The sequence below is a fragment of the Pseudomonas sp. ICMP 460 genome, from assembly GCF_002723595.1.
In the GTDB taxonomy this organism is placed as follows: domain Bacteria; phylum Pseudomonadota; class Gammaproteobacteria; order Pseudomonadales; family Pseudomonadaceae; genus Aquipseudomonas; species Aquipseudomonas kitaguniensis.
On record NZ_LKBR01000019.1, the window covers coordinates 34,060 to 48,120 of the forward strand.

The 14,061-nt window shown below is 64.3% G+C and carries 1 protein-coding gene; it reads right to left on the reverse strand.

What is annotated here, in order from left to right:
- Positions 1-2: 2 nt before the first annotated feature.
- Positions 3-14,051 (reverse strand): non-ribosomal peptide synthase/polyketide synthase, encoded by a 14,049-nt coding sequence (locus tag AO240_RS14830; RefSeq protein ID WP_099237096.1) that lies wholly within the window; start codon positions 14,049-14,051, stop codon positions 3-5.
- Positions 14,052-14,061: the final 10 nt, after the last annotated feature.

The window sequence follows — 14,061 nt, forward strand, 5'->3', positions numbered from 1 at the left end:
GTTCAAATCGCCTCTAGTTCGCTCAAAAAGTCACGAAGATCATCAAAGTCTTCCGCACTGCCCGCACGGAAGGTGGCTGCGGCCTGCACATAGGCGCGCAGCGTTTCGGTCTGGAACACTTCGACCAGTGGCACTTCCAGGCCCAGCTCTACCTGAACCCGCGACGTGATCTGGATCGCCAGCAAGGAATGCCCGCCGATTTCAAAGAAGTTGTCGTCCAGGCCCACTTGCGGCAGGCGCAGCACTTGCGCCCAAATCGCCGCAACCTGCTGTTCCAGTTCGGTTTCGGGCGCCACATAGCGTTGCTGCATCAGGCTTGCATCCGGCGCAGGCAAGCCCTTGCGGTCGAGTTTGCCGTTGGGGGTCAGCGGCATTTGCGCCAGGAACATGAAGTGCGTGGGCACCATGTAATCCGGCAGTCGCGTCTTGAGCGCGCGGCGCAAAACGTCGCGGAACTCGGCCTGGTCGATCAGGGCTGGGTCGGCCGGTACTACATACGCGACCAGTTGCTTGCCGGTCGGGCCTTCCTGGGCGACCACCACGGTTTCACCGACGCTGCTCTGCTCGCGCAGGCGTGCTTCGATTTCACCCAGTTCGATGCGGAAACCACGGATTTTCACTTGATGGTCGACGCGGCCCAAATAGTCCACCACGCCGTCCGGCCGGCCACGGGTCAGGTCGCCGCTGCGGTACACGCGGCTACCGGGTTTGCCGAACGGGTCCGGCACAAAGCGCTCGGCGGTCAGTGCCGGACGCTCCAGATAACCGCGCGCCACGCCCTCGCCGCCCAAGTACAACTCACCCGCCACGCCGATGGGTTGCAGGTTCAATTGCGCATCCAAAACGTAGCCGCTGCGGTTGCCCAACAGCGTCCCGATCGGTGCGTAGACCGCGCCGCAAGGGTCGCCCTTGCGCGCTTTCCACAGCAACGGCGTCACCACCGTCTCCGTCGGGCCGTAGCCGTTGAACAGATAGGTCGGCTTGAGCGCACGCCACGCCAGGTCGTAGCTGGCTTGAGCGACGGCATCACCGCCGAAGCAGTAAACCCGCACCGCCGGTGGGTTGCCATCACGCTCGGCATGCTCGGCAAGCTGTTGCAGGTACACCGGCGGAAACACGGCCATGGTCACGTTGTGGCGGTGCATTTGTGCGTAGGTGTATTCCGGCAACCACAGGCTGTCATCACGAATCAGCACGCTGGCGCCGTTGATCAACGGGTGCATCCAGCCTTCATGGGAACCATCGAAGGCGAAAGACATAAAATGCAGCTCGCAATCCGCTGGGCCGGTTTCATAGCGCTCGCCGGTGGCGATGATGTGCGCAACCAGCGGCCCGTGAGCCACGGCCACGCCTTTGGGCAAGCCGGTGGAGCCGGAGGTGTAGATCACGTAGGCGAGGTTGTCGCCGTGCAGTGCCACCTGTGGCGCGCTGTCGCTGTAATGCGCCCAGTCCTCGGTGCGATCTATCGCCAGGGTGTTCAGGCCTTGCGGGATCGGCAATTGCTGCAAGGCACGCGTGTGCGTCAGCAGCAATTGCGCGCGGCTGTCGTCCATCATGTAGAGCAGGCGATCACGCGGGTACTCAATGTCCAGCGGCACGTACACACCACCGGCTTTCATCACCGCAAGGAACGCCACCATGATTTCGGCACTGCGCGGCATGGCGATGGCCACGCGCACTTCCGGGCCGATACCGCGCGCGATCAGCGCATGCGCCAGGCGGTTGGCCTGGCCATCCAGCTCGGCGTAGGTCAACGTTTGCGTGTCGAATTTGACCGCGACGGCATCCGGCGTTTCGCCAGCGCGGTCGGCGACCAACTCATGCACTAGGCGCGTGGCCGGGAAGCCGGAATCGGTGCAGTTCCACAGCTGCAAAATGTGCTGTTGCTCGTCACGATCGAGCAGGTTCAGTTGGCCAATGGCTTGTTGCTGATCATCGACCATGGCTTGCAACAGGTTCTGCCAATGCCCGGCCATGCGTTCGATGGTGCTGTGGTTAAACAGATCGGTGGCGTAACTCAGCGACGCACGCAGCACCTCGCGGGATTCCTCCACATCCAGCGCCAGGTCGAACTGCGCCACGCCTTCGTCCCAGCTCACTACCTCGACCTGCAGGCCAGGCAAACGCTGCAAGTGGCTGCGTGCCGAGGTCACGCGGTGGTTGAACAGCACCTGGAACAACGGGCTCAGGCTCATGCTGCGCTCGGGCTGCAACGCCTCCACGAGTTGCTCGAACGGCAGGTCCTGATGCGCCTGAGCGTCCAGCGAGCGCTGACGTACCTGTTGCAGCAAGTCTGCGACGCTCATCTGGCCGTTGATCTCGGCCTTGAGCACTTGGGTATTCACGAAGAAGCCAATCAGGCCTTCGGTTTCGAGGCGGTTGCGGTTGGCGATCGGCACGCCGACGCGCACGTCTTGCTGGCCGCTGTAGCGGTGCAGCAAGGCCTGATAGGCCGCCAGCAACACCATCGGCAACGTGACCCCGGCCTGCTTGGCCAGGCTGCGCAACCCCGCCAAAAGTGGCGGCGCCAGCTCAACCGCAAGGCGTGCACCGCGATGGCTTGGCAACGCCGGGCGCTGGTGGTCGTACGGCAACTCCAGCACCGGCTGTTCGCCGCCCAACTGCTCACGCCAGTAGGTCAGTTGACGCGCTTTCTCCCCGGCTTCCATCCAGTTGCGCTGCCACAGCGCATAGTCGGCGTACTGAATCGGCAGTGCCGGCAAGTGCGGCGTGCGGCCGTCGCTGAACGCGGCGTAAAGCTGCACCAATTCTTCGACCATCCGTTGCATCGACCAGCCATCGGAAACGATGTGGTGCTGCACCAGCACCACGACGTGATCGTGCTCGGCCAGGCGCAACAACTTGACCCGCAGCAACGGCCCGCGCAGCAGGTCAAACGGCCGCGCGACCAGCTCAGTCACCTGCGCCTTGAGGCCCGCTTCATCCGCGTCGCAGCGTTCAATTTCGATCAGGCCCGAGTCCTCAATCACCTGCACGGCGCCGCCAGCCTCCTGGCGCACATGCGTGCGCAGGCTTTCATGACGCGCCAGCAAGGTGTCGAAACTGCGTTGCAGCGCGGCGACGTCCAGCGCACCTTTCAAACGCAGCGCGCTGGGGATGTGGTACGCCGCGCTTTGCGGATCGAGTTGCCAGAGGAACCACTGGCGCTCCTGCGCATAAGACAGTGGTAAAGGCTGCGTGCGATCCGCCCTCAGCAGCGCTGGCGCGGTGACGCCCTGCTCGCCTAGCGCGCGCACAAAATCACCGAGCAGCGGCTGTTCAAACAGGCTCTTGAGCGCGACTTCCAGCGCCAACACCTGGCGCACCCGCGACACCACACGCGTGGCCAGCAGCGAATGCCCGCCGAGTTCGAAGAAGTGGTCGTCGAGGCCCACCTGCGGCACCTCCAGCACCTCGGCCCAGATCGCCGCAACCTGTTGTTCGCGAAGCGTGACGGGCGCTGCATGCGCTTTCAGCAACACACCGGCATCCGCTTTGGGCAGTGCCTTGCGGTCGAGTTTGCCGTTGGGGGTCAAGGGCAGGCTGTCGAGGAAAATCAGGTGCGCAGGCACCATGTAATCCGGCAAACGTTCGCGCAAGGCAACCTTGTACTGCTCACGCAGCGCCGCCTGCTGGTCGGGGGCGACGGTCACCAGGTAGGCGATCAAGCGATCATTGTCGGCCAGCACCACGGCTTCGCGCACCGCCGTGAGTTCACGCAGGCAGGCTTCGATTTCACCCAGCTCAATACGGAAACCGCGCACCTTGACCTGATGGTCGACGCGGCCGATGTACTCCACCACGCCATCGGCGCGATAGCGGGCCAGGTCGCCGGTGCGGTACAGGCGTTCGCCCGGTGCGCCGTAAGGGTCAGGCACAAAACGTTCAGCGGTGAGCGCTGGCCGCTGGTGATAACCCCGCGCCAAGCCAACGCCGCCGATCAGCAATTCACCGGCAGCGCCCTGCGGGCAAGGCGTTAACCCGGCGTTGAGAATGAACAATGAGGTGTTGGCAATCGGTCGCCCGACAAAAGGCTGTGCGTCCAACAGACGATGGGCCGCCGACCAGATGGTGGTTTCCGTCGGGCCATACAGGTTCCACACCGGGCCTTGCAGGTCGAGCAGGCGCTGGGCCAGGTCAACCGGCAGCGCTTCGCCGCCACACAGGCACTGGATGCCTTGCAGCAGGTCGGCACGCGGGCTTTCCAGCAGCATGCGCCAGGTTGACGGGGTGGCTTGCAGCACATTTGCGCGCTGGCCGTGCACCCGATCCAGAATCGCTTCCGGGTCGAGCGCCAGTTCCTGGTTGCTCAGCAGCACCGTGGCGCCGACGCTGAGTGGCACGTACAGCTCGAGTGCAAAGATGTCGAACGAGAACGTGGTCAGCGACATCACCCGCGCGTCGCGGCGAATTTCCAGGGCGTCAGCCATGCCGCAGGTAAAGCTGCACAGCGCCTGATGGCGCACCATCACGCCCTTGGGCTTGCCGGTGGAACCAGAGGTGTAGATCACGTAGGCCAAGTGCGCGGGCGTGACAGCGACCTGCGGGTTGTGTTCGTCCGCACTGGCATCATCCACTAACAGCACCTGCACACCGTGCGGTTGCGCCAGACTACCGTTCAGGTGTGGCTGGGTCAGCAACACCCGGGCCTGGCTGTCTTCAAGCATGAAGGCCAGACGATCCGCCGGGAACTGCGGGTCGAGCGGCACATAGGCGCCACCGGCCTTGAGCGTCGCCAACAAGCCGACCACCATCTGCAGCGAGCGCTCGACATGCACCGCCACCAGCACGTCCGGGCCAACGCCCGCTGCGATCAGGCGATGGGCCAGGCGGTTGGCACGACGGTTGAGCTCGCTGTTGCTCAGCGCGTCGTCATTAAATTGCAGCGCGCAGGCGTCCGGCGTGGCCAGTGCTTGTGCTTCGAACAGTTGATGCACGCAGCGCGTGTGCGGGTAGTCGAACTGGCTGTGGTTCCAGCCGTGCACGCTCTGTTGCCATTGCTGCTCGCTGAGCATCGGCAATTCGTCCAGTGCTTGCGAGGCGTCACGGACCACTGCGCGCAACAGGTTCTGCCAGTGCTGCGCCATGCGCTGCAGGGTCGCGGGCTCGAACAAGTCGGTGGCGTAGGTCAGCGAAGCCCACAGGCCGTCGGCTGATTCTTCGGTTTCAAGGCTCAAGTCAAATTGCGTGGTGTGGCCAGCCCACTCCAGCGGCTGCAACACCAGGCCCGGCAACTGCACAGCGCCGCCGCGCAGGGTGTCCTGGTGGTTGAACATCACTTGGAACAACGGGTTATGGCTGAGGCTGCGCTCCGGTTGCAGCGCCTCGACTAACTGCTCGAATGGCAGGTCTTGATGGGCCTGAGCTTCCAGCGCGCGTTGTTTGACCTGCGCGAGCAATTGGCCGAAAGCCATCTGCCCGTCAAGGTCGGCCTGCAGCACTTGGGTGTTGACGAAGAAACCAATAAGACGCTCGGTCTCAAGGCGGTTACGGTTGGCGATTGGCACCCCGACACGCAGCGTTGACTGGCCGCTGTAGCGATGCAACAAGGTCTGGAACGACGCCAGCAACAGCACAAAGAACGTCACGCCCTCACGTTGCGCCAGCGCCTTCAGGTCGGCCACCAGCGCAGGGTCGAGCTGCACCTGTTGACGCGCGCCACGGTAGCTTTGCACCGGCGGACGCGGGCGGTCGAGTGGCAACTCCAGCACCGGGTGCTCGTCGCCCAGGCGCCGCTGCCAGTAATCCAGTTGGCGCTGTGTTTCGCCGGCCGCCATCCAGTCGCGTTGCCACACGGCATAGTCGGCGTATTGGATCGGCAAGGCGGGCAACTGGGTCTGGCCCTGATACAACGCCACCAGTTCATCGACCATCACGTGCATCGACCAACCGTCAGAGATGATGTGGTGCTGGGTGATCACCAGCACATGATGGTCGGGCGCGATCACCAGCAGTTTGACGCGCATCAGCGGGCCGTTGCACAGGTCGAACGGGCGTTGGATTTCTTGCTCCACACAGCGCTGGATAGCCGACGCCTCTACGCTGGCCTGCTCGACAGGCATCGCCAGTGCGGGATGGATTACCTGCAAGACTTGCTCAGCTTTTTCGACAAAGGTGGTGCGCAAAGGCTCATGCCGTTCGACCAGTGCCTGCAAGGCGCGCTCCAGTGCGGTGATGTCGAGTTGGCCGCGCACCTGCAGCGCCGTGGGTACGTGGTAGGCGGCGCTGGCAGGGTCGAGTTGCCACAAAAACCATTGGCGCTCCTGGGCGAAGGACAGCGCCATCGGCTGCCCGCGCTCCAGCGCTACCAGCGGTTGCGCGCTGTGCGGATGCAACTGCGCACACGCGGTGGCGAATGCTTGCAGCGTCGGCTGCTCAAAGAGTGCGCGCAACGGCACTTCGCGTTTCAACTCATGCCGCACGCGCGAAATCACTTGAGTGGCCAGCAACGAATGGCCGCCCAGTTCGAAGAAATGATCCGTCAGCCCGACCTGCTCGACCTGCAGCACCGCTTGCCAGATCGCCGCCAACTGCAGTTGCAGCGGGCTGTGCGGCGCCACATACGCCTGTTGACGCAGGTTCAGGTCTGGCGCCGGCAGCGCGCGCCGGTCAAGTTTGCCGTTGTTGTTCAGCGGCAAGGCTTCAAGCACCACCCAGTGCCCCGGCACCATGTAGTCCGGCAGCGACTCGCGCAAGGTTGCCGCCAGGGCTTGCGAGTCCAGGTTTTGACCTTGGGCGGGCACCACGTAAGCCACCAATTGCAGGCCGGTCGCACCCGGCTGGGCGACGACTGCGGCTTCACGCACGTGCGGCAAGCCTTGCAGGCAGGCCTCGATCTCACCCATTTCGATGCGATAGCCGCGGATTTTCACCTGATGGTCGATACGCCCGACGTACTCCAGCGCCCCCGCCGCGTTGTAGCGCGCCAGGTCACCGCTGCGGTAGAGCCGCGCGCCCGGCACGTTGGAAAACGGGTCGGGAAGGAAGCGCTCGGCAGTCAGTGCCGGGCGGTCGAAGTAACCCTGAGCCAAGCCCGCTTGCGCACCGATGCACAGCTCCCCGACTCCTTCGGTGGCCAGCAGCTCGAAAGCACTGTCGAGCACATACAGCGCGCGGCCTGCGATGGCCCGACCAATCGGCACGCCGAACGCATCACTGGCATCTGCCAGTTGGCAGTCGTGCACACTGGACACCACCGTCGCCTCGGTCGGCCCGTAGGTGTTGACCAGGCGCACCGCGCCCAGCCCTGCGGCGTGCCAGGCGCGCAGGCCTTCCACCGACATGGCTTCGCCGCCCACATGCACTTGGCGCAGCTTGCCCAAGGTGCGACGGTCGCGCGCACATTCCTTGGCCAACAGATACCAGTAAGCGGCCGGCAAGTCGGCCAGGGTCACGCCCTGCTCGACGATTTCGCGCGCCAACTGCCCGGCGTCCCACAGCTCATCGCCCCGCATGATCAACGCCGCGCCCACACACAGCGGCGGATAGCACTGCTCGACAAACCCGTCGAAGCTGAAGGTCGCAAATTGCAGCACGCGGTCCTCTGCACCCAACTGGCTGTAAACCTCGGCGCTGTCGCAGAACTGGCCGAGGGCGGCATGGTCGATGGCCACGCCTTTGGGCAGGCCGGTGGAGCCGGAGGTGTAGATGATGTAAGCCAAGTCGCCAGCCGCTGCAGCGTTGGCGGGATGGGTGGCCGGGTAGCTGGCCAGCTCTTCACCACTGGCGCTGAAATCCACGCGCGTCAGCCCTTGCGGCAACGCCAGGTCAGCGAGCAAACCGGTTTCGCTGAGCAGCAGGTCGAGGCGACTGTCGGCGAGCATGTAGGCCAAGCGCTCGGCCGGGTATTTCGGGTCCAGCGGCACATAGGCGGCGCCGCTTTTAAGCACCGCCAGCAAGCTTGCGATCAACTGCGGGCCACGTCGACTGGCCAGGCCTACGCGCTGGCCCGGCCCGACGCCGAGTGCCAACAGGCGATGCGCGAGGCGGTTAGCACGGTCGTTGAGCTGGGCATAGGTCAGGCACTCAGTGCCTGCCTGCACCGCCAGCGCGTCAGGCGTGGCCTGTGCCTGCGCGGCGATGCGCTCATGCACACGCTGATGGCGCGGCGCGGCAGCGGCGGATCGGCTAAGGGTGAGTAGCCTGTGCTGGGCAGCTGCGTCGAGCAGTTGCACGTTGCCAAGTGACACACTGGCGTCAACCACCCATTGCTGCAAAAGGTGCAGCAGGTCAGCGCCTAACCGCGTGACCTGTTGCTCACTGAAGTGCGCGCGGTCGTGGCTGAATTCGAGGCGCAAGCCAGCACCCAGCTCAATGCCCAGCGTCAGTGGGTAGTTGGTGCGCTCATGGTTGTGCATCCGGCCAAATGTCAGGCCAGCAGGCGCGCCCTGCTTCAAGGCGTCGGCGACGGGGAAGTTTTCGAACACCAGCAGGGTGTCGAACAACGCCGAGCCTTGTTGACCGGCCCAGCCCTGAATGTCGTAAAGCGGCACGTGTTCATGGTCGCGCAGGCCGAGGTTCAGCGCTTGCAGCTCACTCAGCCACGCGCCGACCGATTGCGCGGGCGACGGCGCACTGATAATCGGCAAGGTATTGATAAACAGGCCCAGTTGCTGCTCGATCCCCGGCAACGGTGCCGAACGCCCGGCAACGGTGGCGCCGAACGCCACGCAAGCCTGGCCGGTGTAGCGTTGCAGCAACAGGCTCCAGGCGCCCTGCAGCACCGTATTGAGGGTGACTTTTTGTTGGCGGGCAAACTCGCCGAGGGCCTGGGTAAAGTCGTTGCCCAGCGTCACGTGATGCTCAGCCACACCCACACCGCCGACCGGCGTACGCAGCGCCTGCGCGAGCAACGTGGGTGCTTGCAGCGGCGCCAGGGCGTTCTTCCAGAACACTTCGCCCGACGCTTGCTGTTGCAGCCAAGCCAAATAATCGCGGAACTGCCCCAGCGGCGCAGGCACAGCCTGGCCTGCATAGTGGGCAATGACTTCGCCGAGCAACTGCGCGTTGCTCCAACCATCCATCAGGATGTGATGGCTGGTGAAAATAAAATGCCAGGCGCTGCCCGCGCCACGCACCAACATCAGACGAAACAGCGGCGCGGCATTTAGCTCAAAGCCGCGTGCACGTTCGGCAGCGGCCAGGGTATCGAGGTCGGCAGCCACGTCTTCGACCACCTGCAACTGCAGGTCGACCTGGCGCTGGATCACTTGATGGGCGCTGTCGAGGCCAAGCCAATGGAAGCTGCTGCGCAAGATGGCATGCCGGTCCAGCGCCGCTTGCCAGGCACGCCCGAACGCCTGCACATCGAGGCCGTCTATGTCCACGCGCAGCTGGTTGATATACGCCTCGGCCGCAGGTTCCAACAGCGTATGAAAGAGCATGCCCTGCTGCATCGGCGACAGCGGGTAAAGGTCTGCGATAGCCGGCCCGGCCACCGGCAGTGCATCCAGTTGTGGTTGGCTGAGGCGTGCCAACGGGAAGTCCGACGGCGTCACCTGACCGGCCGGGAGTTGGCAGCAATGCGCGATCAAGGCCTTGAGTTCGGTGGTGTACTCATCCGCCAGGCGCTGAATGGTTGCGGCGTTGAACATCTCGCGACTGAAACCCCATTGCAGTGACAGCTCACCGCCATACACCTGCCCTTCCACCGTCAGCCAGTTGGCCAGCGGAGCGTCGGCATCTTGCGCCTGGCCGCTGCCTTCAGCGGCCGGCACGAACAGCGCCGACTCATCGAACTGGCGGTCGAACTGCCCCAGGTAGTTGAAGGTGATACGCGGCGCAGCCAAGCCTGCCAGCGCTTCGCGTGATGCAGGCGCGCCCAGGTAACGCAGCAGGCCGTAACCGAGGCCTTTGTGCGGAATTGCGCGCAGTTGCTCTTTGACCGATTTGATCGCGCTCGACAGCTCGCCACCGGCCTGCAGACGCACCGGGAACAGGCTGGTGAACCAACCGACCGTGCGGCTCAGGTCGATGCCGTCGAACAGGTCTTCGCGCCCATGGCCTTCGAGTTGAATCAACGCGGCGGCCTGGCCGCTCCTGCGGCTGATCACGCGCGCCAGCGCAGTCAACAGCAGGTCGTTGACCTGCGTGCGATACGCCGCCGGCGCGTCCTGCAAGAGTTGGCGGGTGTGTTCGGCATCCAGGCGGGTTGCAACCTTGAGGCCGAGCCGGTTATGCAAACCACCCTCGGGCTGATCGCACGGCAAGTCGGCGTCGGCGGCTTGCGCCTGCCAAAACGGCAGTTGGTCCTCAAGGGTTTTCGCGTGGGCCTGCAACTGTTGCGCCCACTGTTGATAGCTGCTGGTCTTGGCTGGCAATTGGGCCTGGCGGTAGGCCTGCTGCAAGTCTTCGAGCAGGATGCGCCAGGACACGCCATCGACCACCAAGTGATGCACCACCAGCAACAGGCGCTGGCTGCCGTCGGCCAGGGTGACAAGGGCTGCACGCAGCAACGGGCCTTGCTCCAGGTCGAGGCTGCGCTGGGCTTCATCGCACAGCGCGGCCAGCTCGGCGTCGGTGGTAACGCTGGACTGCCAAAGTACGCGCGCCTCGTCGGCGGCGCCGTGGGCTTGGTGCCAACCCTCGGCCAACTGCGTAAAGCGCAGGCGCAGCGCATCGTGATGATCGATCAATTGGACCAGCGCCGCCTCCAGGCGTGCTGGCACCAACGCTTCACGCGGCGTCAGCAACAGCGACTGGTTCCAGTGCTGACGCGCCGGGATCGCCTGCGCGAAAAAGCTGTGCTGCACCGGTGTCAGAATCACCTCGCCGCTCACCGGGCCTTGATCGATAACAGCCGCCTGCTCAAAGCGCGCCACCAGCGCCAGGCTGCGCACGCTTTGGTACTGGAACAGGTCGCGCGGGCTGAGGCGAATGCCCGCCTGCCGAGCACGGCTGACCACCTGGATGGAGATGATCGAGTCGCCGCCCAGTTCGAAGAAGTTGTCGTCCAGGCCGATTTGCGCGGCGCCGAGTACGTCACGCCAGATCGCCGCCAGGGCTTTTTGCAGTTCGCTTGAGGGCGCAACGAAGGCGTGTTGCGGCGCGGCATCCGGCACCGGCAGCGCCTTGCGGTCGAGCTTGCCGTTAGCGGTGACCGGCAACTGGGCCAGGTGCACCATGTGCGTGGGCACCATGTATTCCGGCAGGCTGGTCAGCAGCCACGCCTTGAGGTCGGCGGGCGCTGCGCTTTCGAGTACCAGGTACGCGACCAACTGTTTGCCGCCCTGCACCAGCACCACCGCCTCACGCACCTGTGGGTGCTGCATCAAGCGGGCTTCGATTTCGCCCAACTCGATACGCAAGCCGCGCAATTTGACCTGATGGTCGAGACGACCGAGGTATTCGATCACCCCATCGGCGCGCTGGCGCACGCGGTCGCCGGTGCGATACAGGCGCTCGCCAGCGAGGAACGGGCTCGGCACAAAGCGCTCGGCGGTCAAGCCCGCACGGCGGTGATAACTGCGCGCCAGGCCCACACCGCCCAAGTACAACTCGCCGGACACGCCGGCTGGCACCGGGTTGAGCTGGGCGTCGAGCACGTAGGTGGCAAGGTTGGCGATCGGACGGCCGATCGGCACGCTGTCAGCACCTTCATCGACACAGGCCCAGTGGGTCACATCAATGGCGGCTTCGGTGGGGCCGTAAAGGTTGAACAACGCCGCCGTTGGCAGTTTGGCGAACACCTGCAGCTGCGCATCCAGCGGCAACGCCTCGCCGCTGCAGACGATGCGTTTGAGGCTCGCGCAGGTGTGTACGCCAGGCTCGTGGATGAACGCCTGCAGCATCGACGGCACAAAGTGCAACGTGGTGATGGCGTGGCGGCCGATGGTCTCGATCAGGCGCGCCGGCTCGCGGTGTTCGCCAGGTGCTGCGACCACCAGACGCGCACCGGTCATCAGCGGCCAGAAAAACTCCCAGACCGACACGTCAAAACTGAACGGGGTTTTCTGCAAGACCGCATCGCTGGCGTCCAGACCGTAGGCCTGTTGCATCCAGCACAAGCGGTTGACCAGCGCGCGATGGCTGTTGCCGGCGCCTTTGGGTTTGCCGGTGGAACCGGAGGTGTATATCACATAGGCCAAATTGAGCGCATGCATCGCCACTGCAGGCGAGCCGGTGCTGTAGCCGTCGAGCCAGCCCGGCGTCTGGTCCAGCGCAATCACCTGAACGCCTTCGGTGGGCAGCAATGCCAGCAAGCTGTGTTGGCTAAGCAGCAGCGTGATGCCGCTGTCTTCGATCATGTAGGCCAGGCGCTCCTGGGGATATTCCGGGTCCAACGGCACATACGCGCCGCCCGCCTTCAGAATCGCCAACAGGCCCACGACCATTTCGACCGAGCGCTCGACGCAAAGGCCGACCAGCACGTCCGGGCCAACGCCCTGCTCGCGCAACGCATGCGCCAGCTGGTTGGCACGCGCGTCGAGTTCTGCGTAGCTCAGCGTGGTTGCGCCAAACTCCAGCGCTGGCGCATGCGGCGTGCGCTGCACCTGCGCTTCGATCAGTTGATGGACAGCGCACTCGGTCGGGTACGCCTCGGCAGTCTGGTTCCACCCACGCACCAGCAAGTGCTGCTCCTCGGCGGCCAGCATCGGCAGTTCGCCGATGCGTTGGTCACCCTCGGCTACCATGGCGTGCAACAGGCTGATCCAGTGCCGGGCCATGCGCGCAATCGAAGGCGCGTCGAACAGGTCATTGGCGTAGGTCAGCGCGGCATGCAAGGTGCCGGACTTTTCATAGGTGTCCAGCGTCAGGTCGAACTGGGTCGTACGGCCCTGCCACTCGACCAGCGAAAGCTCCAGGCCGGAAGCAGTGCTGACCGAGGCGATGTCCGCCACCACCGGCTGGTGGTTGTACATCACCTGGAACAGCGGCGTGTGGCTGAGGCTGCGCTCGACTTTCAACGCTTCTACCAGGCGCTCAAACGGCAACTCCTGATGAGCCTGGGCACCCAGCGCGTGCTCTTTTATATGTTGCAGCAACTCGGCCACGCGGGTCTGCCCGTTCAGCTGGGTGCGCAGCACTTGGGTGTTGACGAAGAAGCCGATCAGCCCCTCGACTTCACTGCGGTTGCGGTTGGCAATCGGCACACCCACGCGGATGTCGCCCTGCCCGGTGTAGCGATGCAACAGCACATTGAAGGCGCCCAGCAACAGCATGAACAGGGTCACGTTGTGCTGTTGCGCGCAACTGCGCAGTTGCGCGGCCAACGCCGCATCGATTGCGAAGTTATGGCGCGTGCCCTGGTAGCTGGGCATGGCCGGGCGCGAACGATCCGTCGGCAGTTCCAACACCGGGTGCTCATCGCCAAGACGCGCTTGCCAGTACGCCAACTGACGCGCCTGCTCGCCCGCCTCCAGCCAGCGGCGCTGCCACAGGGCGTAATCGCTGTACTGAATCGGCAGCGCCGGCAATTGCGGCGTTTCGTTGCGCTCATGCGCGTCGTAAAAGCGAATGAATTCGTCGATCAGCACGTTCATCGACCAACCGTCAGAGACGATGTGGTGCAGGGTCAGCAGCAGCACGTGTTCCTGTTCGTCGAGCTTGAGCAATTGCATGCGCAGCAGCGGGCCGCTTTCCAGATCGAACGGCAACAGCGATTGACGCGTCGCCGCGTGGTTGACGGCCTGCTCGCGCGCCGCGAGGTCAAGGGCACTCATGTCCACCTGCTCGACCACCAGCGACGGCGCCAGTGCCACTTGCGCCAGGCGCTCATCGGCCTGGCGCTGGAACACCGTGCGCAACGTTTCATGACGCGCCACCAGGCTGGCGAAGGCTTGCTCCAGCGCGCGCAGGCTGAGTGCGCCCTTGAGCCGCACCGCGCCCGGCAGGTTGTAGGCGCCGCTGGCCGGGTCTAACTGCCAGAGAAACCACATGCGTTGCTGTGCGTAGGACAGCGCCTGGCGGTCCTCGGCTTCTACCCCGGCCGGAATCGGAAACCTTGAAAAATCCACACCTTCGTTCTGCAAGGCCTGCAGGAATACCTGGCGTTTTTCCAGGGGCAACCCGATAAACCGGCGAGCAAGTTTCAAGGAGTCTTCAGCATTCATTTCTTGGAGT

Coding starts and splice junctions, on each gene's coding strand:
- AO240_RS14830 (WP_099237096.1), bottom strand. CDS start 14,051: ATGAATGCTGAAGACTCCTTGAAACTTGCTCGCCGGTTTATCGGGTTG.